The following is a 16191-nucleotide window of genomic DNA, read 5'->3' as shown; positions in this document are numbered from 1 at the left end:
TGGCTGGGGCAAATCGCGTTCGTTTCCGGTTTTTGGGGCGGGCGGGCGATGGCGGACGAGGACAAGGCGGAGGGCGGCGCCGAGGGCGAGGCCGCAGCTTCGAAGAAGGGCAAGCTCAAGCTGATCATCGCTGCCGTGGGCTTCCTCGCCGTCCTTGGCGGAGGCGCCGGCTGGTTCTTCTTGATGCGCGGCCATGGCGAGGAGGTGCATGCCGAAGCGCCGCCGCTGAAGCCGCCGGCCTTCGTCGAAGTCCCCGACATGCTCGTGAACCTCGTCGGCGCGCCCGGCGAGCGCATCCAGTATCTGAAGGTCAAGCTGGTGCTGGAGGTGAAGGAGGAGAAGCAGGTCGAGGCGATCAAGCCGTCGCTGCCGCGCGTCACCGACCTGTTCCAGACCTATTTGCGCGAACTGCGCGCCAGCGATCTCAACGGCTCGGCCGGCCTGTTCCGCCTCAAGGAAGAACTCACCAAGCGTGTCAACGCGGCGCTGTCGCCCAACCAGGTGAACGCGGTGTTGTTCAAGGAAGTCGTGGTCCAGTAGCGATGGCCGGCACCGACCAGATGGACCAGGACGCGATCGCCGCCCAATGGGAGGCGTCGCTCGATTCCGAGGATCCCACGGCGGCAGCGGAAGAAGCTGCCAAGAATGAATTGTCGGAGACCATGGCGCTGCAATGGGCGGCCATGGTCGAGGACGGCAGCCGCGACTTCGGCACCAAGAACGGCGGCGAGCGCGTTCTCTCGCAGGAAGAGATCGACAACCTGCTCGGCTTCACGGTTGGTGACGTCAATCTCGACGACCATTCCGGCATCCGCGCCATCATCGATTCCGCGATGGTGTCGTATGAACGCCTGCCGATGCTGGAAATCGTGTTCGACCGCCTGGTGCGGTTGATGACGACGAGCTTGCGCAATTTCACCTCCGACAACGTCGAAGTCTCGCTCGACCGCATCACCTCGGTGCGCTTCGGCGACTACATGAACTCGATCCCGCTGCCGGCGGTGCTCAGCGTCTTCAAGGCAGAGGAGTGGGAGAATTTCGGGCTCGCGATGGTCGATTCGAGCCTGATCTATTCGATGATCGACGTGCTGCTCGGCGGCCGAAGGGGCCAGACTTCGTTGCGTATCGAGGGCCGTCCCTACACCACGATCGAGACCAATCTGGTGAAGCGCCTGATCGAGGTGGTGCTGGCCGATGCCGAGCAGGCGTTCCGGCCGTTGTCGCCGGTGAAATTCACCATCGACCGCCTCGAGACCAATCCGCGCTTTGCCGCGATCAGCCGTCCCGCCAACGCCGCGATCCTGGTGCGCCTGCGCATCGACATGGAGGACCGCGGCGGCAACATCGAATTGCTGCTGCCTTATGCCACCATCGAACCGATCCGCAACGTGCTGTTGCAGATGTTCATGGGCGAAAAGTTCGGCCGCGATCCGATCTGGGAAGGACATTTCGCGACCGAAGTGGCGCAGGCCGAGATCGCGGTCGAAGCCGTGCTCTATGAAGCCGACATTCCGCTGAAGCATTTGATGAAGCTGAAGGTCGGCGACACGCTGCCGCTCGACATCCGCGCGGACTCGCTGGTGTCGGTGCGTTGCGGCAACGTCACCCTGACCGAGGGCCGCATGGGTCGCGTCGGCGACCGCGTCGCGATCCGCGTCAGCAAGAATTTGCGCAAGCCGAATACCACCTTTGCGATGTTCGAGAAGGCCGACGAGCAGACCAAGATGATGGAGGCATAGTTTGAATCATTCCCTCGGAATTGCGATCGAAAGCCTGGTCGCCGTGCTGTTGATACTGACGATCGGCTACTGCATGCTGCTCAACAAGCGCCTGCAGCGGCTGAAGGCCGACGAGCACTCGCTGAAGGCCACCATCGCCGAACTGATCACCGCGACCGAGATCGCCGAGCGCGCGATCGGCGGGCTGAAGCACACGGTGCGCGACGTCAACGAGAATCTCGGCAGCCAGCTCACCGCGGCGACGCAGATGTCGGCACATCTGAAGAGCCAGTTGTCGGAGGCAGATGCCATGATCCGCCGGTTGTCGCGGATCGTGCAGGCGGGACGGCCGATCACGGAGTCCGCGCCGGCCGTGGCGCCCGCGCCGGCGGCGCCGAAGATGTCGCCGGCCAAGGCGGTGGCGGCGGCGGCTGAAGCCTTCACCGAACGCAGAAGGGCAGGCGGTATGGCCGCATGAGTGCGTTTCGCGACATCCGTGTCATCCCGGTCGTGCTGGTCGCGATCTTCGGCCTCGTGGTGCTGAAGGTCGCGGGCCTCGTGCTCGATGGCGGCTATGTGTTCGACTACGATCCGCAGTCGAGCAAGCCGTCATGGGCGCAGGAGACGCTGAATTTCCCGGGAGGAAAGAACAAGGGAGATCCGAACGACATCACCGGCTCGGTGCAAAGCAAGGATGAGAAGAAAAAAGAAGAGCCGCCCACCGCCGCCGATCCGCCGCCGCAGCCTGATGGCGTCGTGGTCAATCCCAATCTGCCGCCGCAGATCTCGGCCTCCGAACGTGCGATCCTGGAGCGGTTGCAGGCGCGCCGGCAGGAATTGGACGCCCGCGCGCGCGAGATCGAGATCCGCGAAAGCCTGTTGAAGGCGGCCGAAAAGCGCATCGAAGCGAAGGTGGAGGAGGCCAAGGCCAACGATGCCAGGACCAGCGCGGCTGCGGCACAGAAGGCCGAAGCCGACGCCGCGCGCTTCAAGGGCATCGTCACGATGTATGAGGGCATGAAGCCGAAAGACGCCGCAAAGGTGTTCGACCGGTTGGAAATGAGCGTGCTCTACGAGATTGCCTCGCAGATTCAGCCGCGCAAGATGGCCGACATCCTCGGCCTGATGCAGCCGGAAGCGGCCGAGCGGCTCACCGTCGAGCTCGCCCGCCGCGCCAATCCCGACAAGCTGCAGCCCGCCGCCGATCTGCCCAAGATCGAAGGAAAGATGCTTGCGCCGAAGTTGAACTGACTGCTCCGGCGCATCGTTGGCGGTAGTCTCGTCAAGTACCCGGTGAAGGTTGGGCAGGAACGGCCGCTTGCACGCCGGCCAGCGCCGCCCGCAGGGCCTCTTCCTTGGTGTGGTCGAGAGACGTCTTCAGCACGGTGCCGCCTTCGCCCTTGAGACCTTCAAGCACCTTGTCACCGGTCACCCTGCGCGCCAGCACAAAAAGGGCTGCGGTTCCCGGTTGAATGGCAGCAGCCGTTTCCTTCATCCATTTGTCGTCGATACCGACGTCGGTCAGGTATCCGCCGAGCGTGCCGCCGGCGGCGCCAAGCGCCGCGCCTGCAAGCGGCATCAGGAAGATCAGGCCGATCAGCGTGCCCCAGAACGCGCCGCCGACCGCGCCGGCGGCCGTGGTGTTGATGAGCTGGTTCAGCTTGACCCGGCCTTCGGGATCCTTCACCGCAATCACCGCATCGCCCAGTTCGATCAGGTACTCCTTCTGCATGGCCAGCAATTTCTGACGAACTTCTTCCGCCTTCGCCTCGGTTGGAAATGCGATCACGACTAGATCACTCATTTGCAGTTCTCCTCTATGGCCGCCGGATTTTAGTCTGGCTCTATGACCATCCGAATGCAACCGAATGGTAGCGAGCGCCATTGATCCACATCAACCCCTGGGCTGACGAGAGCGCAACAAGTTAGTGGGATCATAGGTCTGCGTTTGGCCGCGCCCTCGGGCGTCCGCCCGTCGCCCGCGCCTGGGTGATTACCTGAACAGACGGTCGGTCGCTTTATCGAGCCGTTTGTCCGAACCGCTCGCGTCGGTGAGATGGCCAACCAACTCTCCGGACAGCCGGTAAATGTTGATGCCCTTGAGATCATAGAGCTTGGCGCCATTACGGTCGAAGATCTCTCGACCGACCACAAAGCCGACGTGAATACCCTTGCTGTTGAATATGTTTCCCTTCACAGGAGCCTCCTTTTTGAGAGACGAGCAGTGCAATCGCCGCTCTGTTTCGCCCGTCTTGGTCGAGCAGCTTCTGTTCGCCGCCGCGTTGCCGTGGCTGGGCAAAAAGCTGTCCAATGGCTCATTGATCCGGCTTGGTTGCGTCCACACCGGGATCAGCAATCGTCTCCCAGTGGTTGCCGCAAGCGGTACACCGCCATTCGTTCACGATCCCGGTGGGCAAATAGGTCGAGCGGACCGGGGCGGTAATGAGGTGTCCGCAGATGCAGGTGTTGGTGCCTTGTGAGGGCGAGCGTCGTGGCTCGTCGCGAACCATTCTGGAGGCCCAGCGGCGCTCGAACTTTCGTTCAAAATGTAATAGATAGATTGTGGAACTCATGGGCTCCCTCCTGTCTGTGGCGGGAGCGCGGCACAGTCTCTCAGTCACTGAAGCCTTTTTCACGATCAGTGATATCAACAACATAAACCGTGAGCCATCCGATGGCTAGGTCGAGCGCGTATAATGTTTGGTGCCCGGGCTCTACCGCGGCCTTCGGAAATCGATGCTGCGCAGGACGATCCCGGGCGGCGTTCCTTCGAACTCGGTCGCCTGGTATTTGCCGCTGGCACAGGCCTCGATGCGGTCGCGCAGCCGCATGAATTGCGCTTCGCGTTGGGTCGCCTTCGCTCGCACCACGCCTTCCAGTTCATCCATCGCGGAGATCGAGATTGCGCAAGGGATCTCCTTCTGTCCGTCGAGCATCGAGAACAGGACCACCATCCTGTCGTATTCATAGCTGATGAAGCGGCTTTGCCTGAGCGTCATGTGACCTACTCCCTGGAAGCGGCGCAGCGATCAGGGGTCCTCCTTGTTCGGTGGGCCGTGCAAAATCCTCAAGAACCGCCGCAACGAGATCGCGATGCCTTGCATCTTCCGGCGGCAGGCCTGCAGCATAGAGCTCGAGCAGGTAACGCGCCTTGACAGCCGCTTCCGGCCACGACGTGACGGCAACAAGCGGTTTGTCAGTCATGCGACGCGCTCGCATCGTTGCGCTGCGCGTCCGCGAGATCGACCGAGCCGATCGAGATCATTTCTATCGCCAATCCGGACGCGCCTTCCACCGGCACGATGATCATGGTGGCGACGCGGCGGAACACCTCGAACGAGAGTCCCTCGATCGTCTCCTCATCGGTGATGACCTCATAGTCGCCAGCGGGCAACAGCCGATCGATACCTCTGATCAGGAACGGGTGCTTGAAGGTGACGACTTCTCGTCGGGAGCGGATCGTCATGCGCGCGTGCCTTTCGCGAAAACGCCTGCGCAGGCGCTGCCCGGGAAACAGCATGCGCCCTTCAAGCTGCAATAGCCATCGCTTTCTTGCCGCACGCGGCAAACGCAAGTCGCCATTCGTCTCTTCCTGCGCGCTCTTGCCGCGCCCGGGGCGAAGTCATTTGGCGCTCGCTATTTTCAGGACATCGGCGTAGCGTGCGCCATCATCGCTTTTTTATGGCATCCACCGGTGACTGAGGGCCGCGCGCTCCCGCCGAAGAGCAGGAGTACTCCCTGGCGGCAATTTCGCCTGGCCGAGTGGATCGTGCGGCCTATTGTCGTTCCACCGTTCCTTGTGGTCCTGGTGATCGCAGCGGCCGCCTTACACGCTAGGCGGCCGCAACCGAAATACCTGGTCGCAACCACGAACGGTACCGCGAAAATCCCGCCGCATGAGGGCGGGGGGCGGCGGCCACACTGACGAAGGCCCGATAGCTTCTCCAACAAGGCTACATCGATGGGAGGATCTGCACGCCACATGGGCAGGTCCTGTTGCCGGACTAATTCACATCTAAACAACCGGAGAGACCAGCATGGCCAAAGGCGAGCGGCGAGGCAACCGAGAAGCCAAGAAACCCAAAAAAGAGAAGATCAAAGTCATCGCCGCGGCGCCAAGTCATAAAACCGCGACCTGGCAGCCGACCTATCCGTCTGGAAAAAGAAATAGGGGCCGTTGAGGGCGACCGGCGTACGGACCGGCTGTCTTCCTTCTGCTCCACGTACGATAACCCAAATAGGTAACTTGCCTACCACCGACGGGCCCTGACAGGTGCTTTCCTGCGAGCGCCCGCGAAATACGGGTTGGCGAAGCATTCGGCTGCGCGGCCCGACGCCGACGCCTTGCACTGAGCCATTGATGTGTAGCCACAGCCGATGGCAGGGCCGCTGATGCTGAAGACCTGCATGCAGATCGGGTAACGCGGATCATAGGTCTGCGCCTGGGCAGGCAGCGCCGCCAGGATTGTGCCGGTCACCAGCATCGCCCGACCCACTGGATGCATCGGAATGTCCATAAATTCGGCAAATCAAAATCATCCCTAGTGTAGATAATTAACAGCTCCTTAAGCCAGCCAATTCAAGATTCGGATGCGGGGTGGCGCATTCGTGCCTGCTTCGACGCTTGAGGGCTGAAAGACGTAACTGGCATGGCGCGATGGGCTGCCGCTGGACTGGGGTCGCATGGCCGCGCTTTGGTGCGGATGGCGCATCTTTGCCCGGGCCGGCTGTTGCCGCTTGCCGCTCTCCTGATCTCGCTGGCGTTTTCCTCCGCGGTCCGGGCGGATGACCCCGTCAAGGGCGTGGCGACGTTCTCGGCGGCGAACGGCTTTGCGCGGCTGGTGTTCAAGCTCGCCGAGGACGTCGAGACCGAAGTGTCGACGGCCGGTTCGATCGTCGTCATCCGCTTCAAGCGGCCGGTCGATATCCCCGTGGAAAGATTGGCGGATGCCGTGCCCGATTATGTCGGCATGGCGCGGCGCGATCCGGACGGAATGGCGATCCGGCTGTCGCTGTCGCGGCGGGTGACGATCAACACGATGACCGCGGCCGAGCGCATCTTCATCGACTTCCTGCCGGATGACTGGGCCGGGCCGGCGCCGCCTCTGCCCACCGACGTGATCCGCGAACTCGCCGAGCGCGCGCGTGCCGCCGAACGTGCGTTGCGCGCGCAGCGGGCGGCGGACGCTGCCAGGAAAAAACCGCCGGTGCGCGTGCGCGCGTCGGTGCAGCCGACGTTCGTGCGCTTCGTGTTCGAAATTCCCGACGGCGTCAGCGTGTCCTCGGTGCTGAACGAGCAGAAGCTGACGCTGTTGTTCAACAGCGTCCTGAGTTTCGATCTCGCCGATGCCAAGGTGGCGGCGCCGCCGAACGTCGCTTCGATCAACCAGCGCTCGGACACCGACACGTCCGCTGTTGACATCAACCTGATCGGCGAAGTCGACGTGCGCTCCTTCCGTGAGGACAAGAACTACGTCGTCGACGTCGCCTTCCAGCAGCCGGAGAAGCCGGCGGCGGATGGGCACGCCGCCAACGTTCCGTCCGCGCCGGCGAAGCCGCTGGTCGCCCTGGCGGCCGGGCAGGGCAAGGCGATCAGGGACTCCGCGCCGTTGCAGCAGCCGGTCCCGATCGCGCCGGTCACGTCCGAGACGTTCGCCGAGCAGGCCAGGATCGCCATCAAGCCTGAGCAGGACGCCAATGCGCCGCAGACGCGGTCGGCCGCGGCGGCCGAGAGCACAGCGCCTGCTGTCGCGAAGATGCAGCCGCCTGCCGCCGAAATGTCACCGCCAGCGCCCGAGACGGTCGCGCAGGAGGTGCCGGCGACTCCGGCTCCGGTGCAAGCGGCGCCCGCCGAGTCGCAGAAGCTTCCAGCAGGCTCCATCAATGAGGCTTCACCGTCGCCTGCGAGTGCCACGCCGAAACAGGCCGCAGCCGCACCGCCGCAGGCTTCCTCCGCCGAGAAGCCTGTTACCGTCGACGCGCAGCGCGACAGCGACGGCTTGCGCGTGACGTTCACCTTCGCGAAGGCGACGCCGTCGGCGCTGTTCCGCCGCGCCGACGCGGTGTGGCTGGTGCTCGATTCGGCGGAGCCGGTTGACCTCGCGCCGATCCGCGACAAGGCCGGCGCCATCATCTCCGACGTCAGCCGCTTTGCGCTGGACAAAGGGCAGGCGATCCGCTTCCGCCTCAACCGGCCGCAGATGCCTTCGCTCGAAGCTGACGACCGCTCCTCCGGCTCAGGCTGGACGGTGACCTTCGCCGACCGGGTGCAGAAGACGCCGCAGCCTTTGATGGTGGTGCGCAATGTCAGCGATCCCGCGCTCGCCAATGTCAGCGTGCCCCTGGCCAATCCCGGTCAATTGCACCGGCTGCTCGATCCGGACGCCGGCGACATGCTGTGGGTCGTGACCGCGCCGCCGCCGGCCCGCGGCTTCATCCGTCGGCAGGATTTCGTCGAGCTGTCGCTGCTTGAATCCGTCCATGGCCTGGTGGTGCATCCGAACTCCGACGATGTGAAGGCCGAGGTTGGCGCCGACAAGGTGGTGCTGGGACGTCCCGGTGGGCTGACGCTGTCATCGGCCGATGTCGCCGCCGAACGCGCCACTGCCGCGGTCAAGCCGCTGTTCGATGCCGAGGAATGGAAGAAGAACCAGGCGGAGAACTTCCTGCAGCGGCTCGACGCACTGATCGCGGCCAGCGCAGCGGCGACCACTTCGCCCGAGCAGCTCGCGCTGGCGCGGCTCGACCTTGCCAGGTTTTACGTCGCACGCGCCATGTATGAGGAAGCCCATGGCGTTGCCAACCTGATGCTGTCGGAGAGCAAGCGCGGTGCCGAGGATCCGACCGTGTTGATGATCCATGCCGCCAGCAGCATCATGATGGGCCGGCCCGACCGCGCGCTCAAGGACCTCGCCAATCCCGTGATCGGCAACGGCTATGATTCCCAATTGTGGAAGGGGCTCGCCTTTGCGCGGCAGGGCAAGTGGGCGGATGCGCGGGAGAAATTCAAGAACGCCGAATTCTCGGTCGCGACGCTGCCGCCGGACCTGCAGCGCATCGTCATGCTGGAATCGATGAAGGCGGCGCTCGAAGTGAAGGATTTCGCCGGCGCCGCGCGCCGCCGCAGCGAGCTCGAGGTGATCGGCGTCCCGAAGGAATTGAAGCCGGCCGCAGCGGTGCTGCGCGGCCGCCTCGCCGAAGCGCTCGGCTACGAGAAGGATGCGCTCGACGCCTACCGCTTCGCCGCGAACTCGCTCGACCGCCAGGCTGCGGCCGAAGGCAAGCTGCTCGAGATCACACTGAAGCAGAAGCGTGGCGAGATCACGCAAGCAGAGATCCTGCGCGAGCTCGAACTGCTCGCGGTGATGTGGCGCGGCGACAGCATCGAGCTGCGCACGATGCAGATCCTGGCGAAGATCTATTCCGACGCCGGCCGCTATGCGGAGGCGTTCGCCGCCACCCGCGCCGCGACCAGGCTGCTGCCGAACTCGCCGGAATCGCGGCAGGCGCAGGATACGGCGTCGGCGCTGTTCGCCCAGCTTTTCCTTGGGCCCGCCGGCGACAGCATCCCGCCGATCGATGCGCTCACGATGTTCTATGAATATCGCGAGCTCACGCCGATCGGTCGCCGCGGCGATGAGATGATCCGCCGCCTGGCCGATCGTCTCGTCGGCGTCGACCTGCTGGATCAGGCAGCCGAGCTCCTGCAATACCAGGTCGACAAGCGGCTCGAGGGCGCAGCGCGCGCGCAGGTCGCGGCGCGTCTAGCCATGGTTTATCTCACCAACCGCAAGCCGGAGCGCGCGATTGCGGCGCTGCGCTTGACCCGCATCTCGGACCTGTCAGGCGAATTGCGTCAGCAGCGGCTGCTGCTCGAGGCGCGCGCGCAAAGCGACATCGGTCGGCATGATCTTGCGCTCGACATCGTCTCCAACATCCCGGGCCGCGAGGCGATCCGGTTGCGCTCCGACATCTATTGGGCGCAGCGACACTGGCGCGAGGCCTCTGAGCAGATCGAGCTCTATTATGGCGATCGCTGGCGCGACTTCACGCCGCTGAACCTGGCTGAGAAGGGCGACGTCATCCGTGCCGTGATCGGCTATGCGCTCGCCGAGGACGCGATCGGGCTTACCCGTTTTCGCGAGAAATATGCGCCGCTGATGTCGGGCGAGGCCGACCGCACAGCGTTCGACATTGCAGCCAAGCCGGTTGCCGCCAACAGCGCCGAATTCTCCCAGATTGCGCGGATGGCCGCCAGCGTCGACACGCTCGACGGCTTCATCCGCGACATGAAGCTCCGCTTCCCCGACGCCACCGCCCGCGCGCCGCTGCCCGATCCGATCGCAACCGGCGCCGTGCCCGGCGCGAAAGCCGATCCTGAGGCGCTGCCTGCCATCGTCGGCGTCAAGCGCGCCAGCGCCGTCCGGTAACCCGTAGCCCGGATTACGCTGCGAGGCTGAGCAAGTATTCAATCGTCCAGCAGCCCAGTAGAAATCTGTTCGCCCCAGCAGCCATTGATGTGAGGAATATTCTGTCATCGGCACTGTACAGGCAACATAGAGGAACGGTGTTCTACGAGGTCGACAGCGGCCCGAGTACTTGCTCAGCCTCTGCGCTCCATCCGGGCTACATAGACTCCATCGACTGCGTACTATCGCCATCTCGACAGCAGTCCGTTTAGGCGGCAACTTTCGGCGGTCAAGCAATCGCCGGAGGATGCCGTCGCCATGAGCAAGCCGACCAAAACCGAAGCCGAACTCATCGAGATGGCAAAAGCCGAGCTGAGGGTCCATGCCGATTGCCCGGAAGGCATCATCATTTCCGTGATCCGCGATGGCGACAGTTGGGAGTTCCGTGCAGAAGCTGACGAAGCGACGGTGGCAAAGCCCGGCTTTCCCGAGTGCGTCGCGATGCTGGTCCAGATCGGCGATCACCTCAGCAAGCAGTATGATTTCAAGGATTGAGGTCCCGGCCCGTCATCTGCGGCAGGGCGGTTCGCTTTTCTTGTTTTGGCGCGTTTTCCTTGCGCGAACCGGTATCCGCTTCGTTCGAAATGCTCCGAGCGGAGCGCGACCCAGCCATCGCCGTCAACGATGGCTGGCATCAGAACTAACCATTTCCCTTTCCGGCGGCGAGGCTGCTTAACCGCAGTCGATGTCAAGCACCCATGCTCATCGCCATCCGAGTCCCGCCGCAGCCAATCATCATCATGAAGGCGGACCGGTGTGGCTGTCGGCTGCGGCGGGGCTTTGCGCCTCGCTGGTTGGTCTCGGATTGGCGCGCTTCGCCTATACGCCGCTGATCCCGGCGCTGATCGCGGCAAAATGGTTCAGTCCGGCGGACGTCGTCTATCTCGGTGCGGCCAATCTTGCGGGCTATCTGGCCGGCGCGATTGTCGCGCGCGAACTCGGCGCCCGCGCTGGCGCCGTACGCTCGCTGCGCGCCATGATGGTGCTCGCCTCGCTCTGCTGCTTTGCCTGTTCGGTACCGATCTCCTTCGCCTGGTTCTTCGTGTGGCGCTTCCTTGCAGGTCTTGCGGGAGGCGTGATCATGGTGCTCGCGGCGTCAACGATCCTGCCGCATACGGCGCCGAACAAGAAGGGCGTGGTCGGCGGCGTGATCTTCGCCGGCGTGGGCCTGGGTGTTGCGGCATCCGGTACGCTCGTTCCGCTGCTGCTGCGGCAGGGGCTGCAAGAAGCCTGGTATGGACTTGGGATATTGTCCGTCCTGTTGACTCTGGCGAGTTGGAAGGCCTGGCCCGCGGACGTTCGCGGCACGAAAGCCGTCGTCCGCTATCGTGCCGCATCGCGACCGCGGTCACCGGCGATCGGCGCATTGTACGCGGAGTACGGACTCAATGCGGTGGCGCTGGTGCCGCACATGGTGTTCCTGGTCGACTTCGTCGCGCGCGGACTCGGGCAGGGAATTTTCGCCGCTTCGCAATACTGGGTGCTCTACGGCATCGGTGCGATCGCCGGTCCGCTCGTGACCGGGCATCTCGCCGACCGCGCCGGTTTCGGTCCGGCGCTGCGCGTCGCCTTTCTGGTGCAGGCGGTCGCAGTCCTGCTGCCTGCGGTCAGCGCGGCTCCGGCTGCGATGATCGTCTCGAGTATCGTCGTCGGCGCCTTCACGCCCGGCGTCGTGCCGCTGACGCTCGGCCGTATCCACGAACTGGTTCCGCACAACAGCGCCGTGCAGGGCGCGGCCTGGGCCCAGGCGACTACGAGCTTTGCACTGTTTCAGGCCGGCGGCGCATATGCGCTGTCCTATTGCTTCGAGCATAGCGGCGGCGACTACGCGCTCCTGTTCATGATCGGCGCAGCCGCCGTCACCACCGCGCTCGCCGTCGATCTCGTCGTCGGCCTGTTGAACGATCCCATGCGCTCCTAGACGAGCTCGCGGGTCAGGCAGCGCTCTTTCGACTCGGCCGGATCAGCACTTCTGCCGAAATGCCAAGCCGATCGTGCAGGCGCCGGATCATCTCTAACGAGAGCCCGCGTTTTCTGTTCAATACTTCGGCGATACGGGTACGCGTTCCGATGATGTCCTCCAGGTCCCGCCGGGTGAGCCCCTGTTGCTCCATGCGAAACTTGATCGCCTCGATCGGATCAGGCGGGTCCATCGGATAGTGCTCAGTCTCATAGGCATCGATCAGCGTCGCCAACACGTCAAGGCGGTCGCCGTCGCGCGTCCCGGCCTTCGCCCCCCAGAGACGCTCAACCTCCTTGAGCGCGGCCTCGTAATCCCGCTTCGTCCTGATCGGCTTTACCTCACCTGCCATGCCGCACCTCTCTCACGTCGATCTTGTCATAGTCCTTATGCGTGCCGATCCATTTGATCCACACGATGCTCTTTTCGAAGTCGGCGGATACGACCAGTCGATAGTCATTTCCCTTGACATTGAATACGATCCGGTCCGCAGAGATAATACTGGCCGTTGCATAACTACGCTTTACGTCAGCGGCGCTGGACCAACGCGCTTTCCTAACCTCGTCGAACCAAGTATCAAGTGCTGCTTTCAGTGCGTCGTGATCCTTGTGCGCCCGCCGTCGCTCCACAAACTCTTTCAAGGATGCGCCGAGCAATAATTCGCATGGTTTGGAGATTATTATGCGCCCATTCTGGGCGCAATTCCGCTGTTGGTGTGCAGCGCTCGTAGCGCTACCCCCCGTAGCTCTGCACCAGGCTGCCCGCGACCAGCGACCAGCCGTCAACCAGCACGAAGAAGATCAGCTTGAACGGCAGCGACACCACGACCGGCGGCAGCATCATCATGCCCATCGACATCAGCACGGACGCGACCACGAGGTCGATGATGAGGAAGGGCAGGAACAACAGGAAGCCGATCTCGAAGGCGCGCTTCAATTCGGAGATCATGAAGGCGGGGACAAGGATGCGCAGCGACATCTCCTCCGGCGTCGCCGGCGGCGGCTCGCCGGAGAGATCCATGAACAGCTTGAGGTCCTTCTCGCGCACGTTCTTCTGCATGAAGCCTCGCAAGGGGACAGAGGCGCGCTGCAGCGCTTCCTCGACGCTGATCTGGTTGGCGACGAGCGGGCGGATGCCGTCGTCATAGGACTTCTGCAGCACGGGGCCCATCACGAAGGCAGTGAGGAACATCGCCAGCGCGATGATCACGGAGTTCGGCGGCGCGGTCGCGGTGCCGAGCGCCGTGCGGAGCAGCGACAGCACCACGACGATGCGCGTGAACGACGTCATCATGATCAGGATCGACGGCGCGATCGAGAGCACGGTGAGCAGCGCGATCAGCTGGATCGCGCGCTCGGTGACGCCGCCGGTGCCCTGGCCGAGATTGATGCTGATGTCCTGCGCGAGCGCGGGCGCCGCCAGCGAGGTGGCGGTGATCAGGACGGCGGTGAATAAAACTCTACGCGGGAACCTCGGCGGCCTCACGAAGGGTTCTTCGGGCGACCGAGCAGGGAGGCCATCTCGTCTTCGAGATTTTCAAAACCGCTCTTCTGCGGCTGCGGCGCGGACGGGGGCGTTTCGTTGCGTGCGGGGCGCGGCGCGGGCGGCGGCTCAGGCGCAACCGGCGGCGCGGCGGCTTCGCTGGTCGGACGGCGCAGCGCGGCCTCGAGCCGCTGCGCCATCTCGGCGAGATTGGCGTCAGCGCTGGACGTATCCTCCGGTGGTGGCGGCGGAGGAGGAGGCGGGGCCGGCGGAGCCGCGGCGCGCTCGGGGGTGCGGAGCGGTGCGACCTTCGGCTCGGTCGTGCGCGGCGGACGCGGGATCAGCGGCTCGGAACGCTCGCGGGGCACGCGCGGCGCGATCGGCTCGGGCCGCGGTTCGGTCCGTTCCGGGCGGCTGCCGATCGGCTCCGGCGTGAAGCCGGCGAGCGGATCGCGTCGCTCCGGCAGCGGCGGGGCGGCCGGGCGGCGGAGCTCTTCGGCGAAAGACGGGCGCGCAGGCCGCGGCGGCGGCTCCGGCATCGCCGGCTCCGGAGTTTCGAAGATCTCGGTGCGGGCGCCTTCGGCCTCGGCCCAGGCGGTATCCGGAAGCGGGGCAACCCGCGGTGGCGGCTCGGCGCTGGTGACAACCGGACGCGGCGGTGCTTGATCGCGGGACATCGCGCGCACGATATTGGGTTCGACCACGATGTCGGTGGGGCCGCCGATCATCAGGAGATGCTCGACATTGTCGCGCCGGACCAGCACCAGGCGCCGCCGCCCATCCACCGCGGCCGCATCGATCACCGCCAGCCGCGGCATCCGCCCGCGGTTGGTGTTGGCGCCGAGGCGGTTGCCGGCAAAGCGGCGGACCAGCCACGCCGCCAGACCGATCAGCGCCAATACGGCGATGAACGCAAAGAGGAACCACAGGATTTGCATATTACTGTCCCCGGCCATCTGGCCCTGCTTTCATGCTGGCTTCGACGGATGCGGGCTGAAGCGATCCTCTGCGAATCACGCCCGAGATCAGCCTTATTTCTTAATTCCCCACGGCAGTCACGCCGCCCAGCTTTACTAATAGACCAAGAATCGATTGTTCCAAAACGACTTCTGAGCCCGCCCGAGCGCGCTGGTTAACGCAGCCATCGTGGCGAAAATGCGCACTTCGCGATGATTCGCCCTGGCGCCCGCCGCCGGCCGGAACAATTTAACCAGCCGTTAACCATACACCGGGCAAATTCTGCCTACCTCGGGGACGGCCCCAGAGGTTAACGGGGGCGCGGCGATGTCCATCAACGATCTACCGATCATGTCGGCGCTGCGCACCAGGATGCAGTGGCACCAGGAGCGCCAGCGGGTGCTCGCCGAGAACGTTTCCAACTCCGATACGCCCAACTTCAAGCCGCGCGACCTGGTCGAACCCACATTCGACCGCAACGGCGCGCCGGTCGGCGGAGCGATGGGCACGCTGCCGATGATGCGAACCAGCACCGGCCATATCGCGGCGTCCGGCGCACCGGAGAATTTCGACCATGATGGCGGCAAGAACGCCTTCATGACCAGGCCGGCCGGCAACGCCGTCAACCTGGAAGAGCAGATGCTGAAGGTCTCCGCCAACCAGATGGACTATGCGGCGGTGACCTCCCTCTACAGCCGCAGCCTCGGGCTGATCAAGACCGCCATCGGCAAGCGCTGACGAACGTTTGGGGAGCAGGGATCATGGCCGACAATGGAAGCGATTTCGCCCGCTCGATGGCGATTGCCACCTCCGGTCTGCGCGCGCAGGCGGGCCGGATGCGGGTGATCTCGGAGAATATCGCCAACGCCGATTCGACCGCGCAGACCGCCGGCGGCGATCCCTATCGCCGCAAGGTGCCGACCTTCTCCTCGGCGCTCGACCGCACGCTGGACGCCAAGGTGGTGGCGCTCGGCAGGGTCCGGCCCGACCAGTCGGCGTTCCGCGTCAAATACGAGCCGAGCAATCCGGCGGCGGATGCAGCCGGCAATGTCAAATATCCCAACGTCAATGCGCTGGTCGAAATGACCGACATGCGCGACGCCCAGCGGTCCTATGAGGCGAACCTCAACATCATCAGCGCGACGCGGCGGATGATCCAGCGCACACTCGATATCCTCAAATCCTAAAGCACAGGAAGCGATCAATCATGGCTACACCGACAGTCGCCGCCAACGCCTATGCCAGCCTCGCCCGGATGATGGAGCGGGGCGGCGCCGAGAAGGGCGGCGAGTCCGCGGGCCCCTCGTTCGGCGCGCTGGTGAAGGAAGCCATCGGCAGCGTGATGGACGCGGGCCGCAAGTCCGACGCCCAGACCGTGGCGATGACATCGGGGCGGGCGAATGTGATGGACGTGGTGACGGCGGTCGCGGAGACCGACGTCGCGGTCTCGACCCTGGTGTCGGTGCGGGACCGGGTGATCCAGTCGTATGAAGACATCATGAAGATGCCGATCTGAGGCTTCCGTCATTGCGAGCGGAGCGAAGCAATCCATTTCTCCGCTTGCTGAGGCATGGATTGCTTCGTCGCTGACGCTCCTCGCAATGAC

Annotated in this window: 22 protein-coding genes; 11 read left to right on the top strand and 11 right to left on the bottom strand. The window is 64.3% G+C overall.

What is annotated here, in order from left to right; all coding sequences use genetic code 11:
• Positions 1-48: 48 nt before the first annotated feature.
• The 4 genes from fliL to I6F35_RS22350 are packed head-to-tail and all read left to right on the top strand — an operon-like array spanning position 49 to position 2969.
• A complete protein-coding gene (gene fliL / locus I6F35_RS22365; protein WP_225119826.1) occupies positions 49-540 on the top strand; it encodes a flagellar basal body-associated protein FliL in 492 nt (163 codons plus the stop codon).
• 2 nt (positions 541-542) lie between these two features.
• A complete protein-coding gene (fliM, locus tag I6F35_RS22360) occupies positions 543-1739 on the top strand; it encodes a flagellar motor switch protein FliM (RefSeq protein WP_225119814.1) in 1197 nt (398 codons plus the stop codon).
• Between the two features lies 1 nt (position 1740).
• A complete protein-coding gene (locus I6F35_RS22355) occupies positions 1741-2196 on the top strand; it encodes a DUF6468 domain-containing protein (RefSeq protein WP_225119813.1) in 456 nt (151 codons plus the stop codon).
• Positions 2193-2969, top strand: a complete 777-nt coding sequence (locus tag I6F35_RS22350) for a flagellar protein FlbB (protein ID WP_225119812.1) — start codon at positions 2193-2195, stop codon at positions 2967-2969. Before I6F35_RS22355 ends, I6F35_RS22350 begins: the two co-directional genes overlap by 4 nt.
• Before the next feature lie 31 nt (positions 2970-3000).
• On the opposite strand, the gene I6F35_RS22345 is transcribed toward I6F35_RS22350, so the two are convergent.
• From I6F35_RS22345 to I6F35_RS22320, 6 genes are all read right to left on the bottom strand, one after another.
• Positions 3001-3522 (bottom strand): DUF1269 domain-containing protein, encoded by a 522-nt coding sequence (locus I6F35_RS22345; RefSeq protein ID WP_225119825.1) that lies wholly within the window; start codon positions 3520-3522, stop codon positions 3001-3003.
• Positions 3523-3711: 189 nt separating this feature from the next.
• Positions 3712-4029: a hypothetical protein gene (locus I6F35_RS22340; protein WP_225119811.1), complete on the bottom strand. Its 318-nt coding sequence runs from the start codon at positions 4027-4029 to the stop codon at positions 3712-3714.
• A 4-nt stretch (positions 4030-4033) separates the two neighbouring features.
• The gene (locus I6F35_RS22335; RefSeq protein ID WP_225119810.1) at positions 4034-4291 is read right to left on the bottom strand and encodes a hypothetical protein; all 258 of its coding nucleotides are present in this window, start codon (positions 4289-4291) and stop codon (positions 4034-4036) included.
• 141 nt (positions 4292-4432) lie between these two features.
• Positions 4433-4717: a DUF1488 domain-containing protein gene (locus tag I6F35_RS22330; protein ID WP_225119809.1), complete on the bottom strand. Its 285-nt coding sequence runs from the start codon at positions 4715-4717 to the stop codon at positions 4433-4435.
• The gene (locus I6F35_RS22325) at positions 4683-4922 is read right to left on the bottom strand and encodes a hypothetical protein (RefSeq protein WP_225119828.1); all 240 of its coding nucleotides are present in this window, start codon (positions 4920-4922) and stop codon (positions 4683-4685) included. The genes I6F35_RS22330 and I6F35_RS22325 overlap by 35 nt, the downstream gene beginning before the upstream one ends.
• On the bottom strand, positions 4915-5184 hold the full coding sequence (locus I6F35_RS22320) for a hypothetical protein (RefSeq protein WP_225119808.1): 270 nt from the start codon (positions 5182-5184) through the stop codon (positions 4915-4917). Before I6F35_RS22320 ends, I6F35_RS22325 begins: the two co-directional genes overlap by 8 nt.
• Positions 5185-5755: 571 nt before the next feature.
• On the opposite strand from I6F35_RS22320, the gene I6F35_RS22315 reads away from it, so the two are divergent.
• Positions 5756-5899, top strand: coding sequence for a hypothetical protein (locus I6F35_RS22315; RefSeq protein ID WP_225119807.1), 144 nt, complete (start codon positions 5756-5758; stop codon positions 5897-5899).
• A gap of 69 nt (positions 5900-5968) precedes the next feature.
• Here the strand turns inward: I6F35_RS22315 and I6F35_RS22310 are convergent, their stop codons facing one another.
• Positions 5969-6223, bottom strand: a complete 255-nt coding sequence (locus I6F35_RS22310; RefSeq protein WP_225119806.1) for a DUF3551 domain-containing protein — start codon at positions 6221-6223, stop codon at positions 5969-5971.
• Between the two features lie 144 nt (positions 6224-6367).
• Between I6F35_RS22310 and I6F35_RS22305 the strand changes: the two genes are divergently transcribed.
• From I6F35_RS22305 to I6F35_RS22295, 3 genes are all read left to right on the top strand, one after another.
• Positions 6368-10147, top strand: a complete 3780-nt coding sequence (locus tag I6F35_RS22305) for a tetratricopeptide repeat protein (RefSeq protein WP_225119805.1) — start codon at positions 6368-6370, stop codon at positions 10145-10147.
• Between the two features lie 297 nt (positions 10148-10444).
• Positions 10445-10681 (top strand): hypothetical protein, encoded by a 237-nt coding sequence (locus I6F35_RS22300; protein ID WP_225119804.1) that lies wholly within the window; start codon positions 10445-10447, stop codon positions 10679-10681.
• 190 nt (positions 10682-10871) lie between these two features.
• Complete coding sequence (locus I6F35_RS22295; protein WP_225119803.1) at positions 10872-12107, top strand: YbfB/YjiJ family MFS transporter; 1236 nt, start codon at positions 10872-10874, stop codon at positions 12105-12107.
• A gap of 13 nt (positions 12108-12120) precedes the next feature.
• On the opposite strand, the gene I6F35_RS22290 is transcribed toward I6F35_RS22295, so the two are convergent.
• From I6F35_RS22290 to I6F35_RS22275, 4 genes are all read right to left on the bottom strand, one after another.
• Positions 12121-12498 carry a helix-turn-helix domain-containing protein gene (locus I6F35_RS22290; protein ID WP_225119802.1) on the bottom strand — a complete coding sequence of 126 codons (378 nt, stop codon included), beginning with the start codon at positions 12496-12498 and terminating at the stop codon, positions 12121-12123.
• Positions 12488-12787: a type II toxin-antitoxin system HigB family toxin gene (locus I6F35_RS22285; RefSeq protein ID WP_225119801.1), complete on the bottom strand. Its 300-nt coding sequence runs from the start codon at positions 12785-12787 to the stop codon at positions 12488-12490. The genes I6F35_RS22290 and I6F35_RS22285 overlap by 11 nt, the downstream gene beginning before the upstream one ends.
• A 91-nt stretch (positions 12788-12878) precedes the next feature.
• On the bottom strand, positions 12879-13631 hold the full coding sequence (gene fliP, locus I6F35_RS22280; protein WP_225119800.1) for a flagellar type III secretion system pore protein FliP: 753 nt from the start codon (positions 13629-13631) through the stop codon (positions 12879-12881).
• Positions 13628-14566 (bottom strand): flagellar biosynthetic protein FliO, encoded by a 939-nt coding sequence (locus I6F35_RS22275; protein ID WP_225119799.1) that lies wholly within the window; start codon positions 14564-14566, stop codon positions 13628-13630. Before I6F35_RS22275 ends, fliP begins: the two co-directional genes overlap by 4 nt.
• Before the next feature lie 346 nt (positions 14567-14912).
• Between I6F35_RS22275 and flgB the strand changes: the two genes are divergently transcribed.
• Genes flgB through fliE form a run of 3 tightly spaced genes read left to right on the top strand, consistent with a single transcriptional unit; the run spans position 14913 to position 16101 of the window.
• Positions 14913-15323, top strand: coding sequence for a flagellar basal body rod protein FlgB (gene flgB / locus I6F35_RS22270; protein WP_225119798.1), 411 nt, complete (start codon positions 14913-14915; stop codon positions 15321-15323).
• A gap of 23 nt (positions 15324-15346) precedes the next feature.
• Complete coding sequence (gene flgC / locus I6F35_RS22265; protein ID WP_225119797.1) at positions 15347-15772, top strand: flagellar basal body rod protein FlgC; 426 nt, start codon at positions 15347-15349, stop codon at positions 15770-15772.
• A 20-nt stretch (positions 15773-15792) separates the two neighbouring features.
• Entirely contained in the window at positions 15793-16101 is a 309-nt protein-coding gene (gene fliE / locus I6F35_RS22260) for a flagellar hook-basal body complex protein FliE (RefSeq protein ID WP_225119796.1), read from the top strand.
• Positions 16102-16191 lie beyond the last annotated feature (90 nt).

The sequence above is a fragment of the Bradyrhizobium sp. BRP22 genome (genome assembly GCF_020194175.1).
In the GTDB taxonomy this organism is placed as follows: Bacteria; Pseudomonadota; Alphaproteobacteria; order Rhizobiales; family Xanthobacteraceae; genus Bradyrhizobium.
This window is presented reverse-complemented; position numbering and strand designations above follow the sequence as displayed.

Excerpts from the sequence above, each read along its gene's own strand:
- fliL (WP_225119826.1), top strand. The coding sequence starts at position 49 with ATGGCGGACGAGGACAAGGCGGAGGGCGGCGCCGAGGGCGAGGCCGCA.
- fliM (WP_225119814.1), top strand. The coding sequence starts at position 543 with ATGGCCGGCACCGACCAGATGGACCAGGACGCGATCGCCGCCCAATGG.
- I6F35_RS22350 (WP_225119812.1), top strand. The coding sequence starts at position 2,193 with ATGAGTGCGTTTCGCGACATCCGTGTCATCCCGGTCGTGCTGGTCGCG.
- I6F35_RS22345 (WP_225119825.1), bottom strand. The coding sequence starts at position 3,522 with ATGAGTGATCTAGTCGTGATCGCATTTCCAACCGAGGCGAAGGCGGAA.
- I6F35_RS22335 (WP_225119810.1), bottom strand. The coding sequence starts at position 4,291 with ATGAGTTCCACAATCTATCTATTACATTTTGAACGAAAGTTCGAGCGC.
- I6F35_RS22330 (WP_225119809.1), bottom strand. The coding sequence starts at position 4,717 with ATGACGCTCAGGCAAAGCCGCTTCATCAGCTATGAATACGACAGGATG.
- I6F35_RS22325 (WP_225119828.1), bottom strand. The coding sequence starts at position 4,922 with ATGACTGACAAACCGCTTGTTGCCGTCACGTCGTGGCCGGAAGCGGCT.
- I6F35_RS22320 (WP_225119808.1), bottom strand. The coding sequence starts at position 5,184 with ATGACGATCCGCTCCCGACGAGAAGTCGTCACCTTCAAGCACCCGTTC.
- I6F35_RS22315 (WP_225119807.1), top strand. The coding sequence starts at position 5,756 with ATGGCCAAAGGCGAGCGGCGAGGCAACCGAGAAGCCAAGAAACCCAAA.
- I6F35_RS22310 (WP_225119806.1), bottom strand. The coding sequence starts at position 6,223 with ATGCATCCAGTGGGTCGGGCGATGCTGGTGACCGGCACAATCCTGGCG.
- I6F35_RS22305 (WP_225119805.1), top strand. The coding sequence starts at position 6,368 with ATGGCGCGATGGGCTGCCGCTGGACTGGGGTCGCATGGCCGCGCTTTG.
- I6F35_RS22300 (WP_225119804.1), top strand. The coding sequence starts at position 10,445 with ATGAGCAAGCCGACCAAAACCGAAGCCGAACTCATCGAGATGGCAAAA.
- I6F35_RS22295 (WP_225119803.1), top strand. The coding sequence starts at position 10,872 with ATGTCAAGCACCCATGCTCATCGCCATCCGAGTCCCGCCGCAGCCAAT.
- I6F35_RS22290 (WP_225119802.1), bottom strand. The coding sequence starts at position 12,498 with ATGGCAGGTGAGGTAAAGCCGATCAGGACGAAGCGGGATTACGAGGCC.
- I6F35_RS22275 (WP_225119799.1), bottom strand. The coding sequence starts at position 14,566 with ATGCAAATCCTGTGGTTCCTCTTTGCGTTCATCGCCGTATTGGCGCTG.
- flgB (WP_225119798.1), top strand. The coding sequence starts at position 14,913 with ATGTCCATCAACGATCTACCGATCATGTCGGCGCTGCGCACCAGGATG.
- flgC (WP_225119797.1), top strand. The coding sequence starts at position 15,347 with ATGGCCGACAATGGAAGCGATTTCGCCCGCTCGATGGCGATTGCCACC.
- fliE (WP_225119796.1), top strand. The coding sequence starts at position 15,793 with ATGGCTACACCGACAGTCGCCGCCAACGCCTATGCCAGCCTCGCCCGG.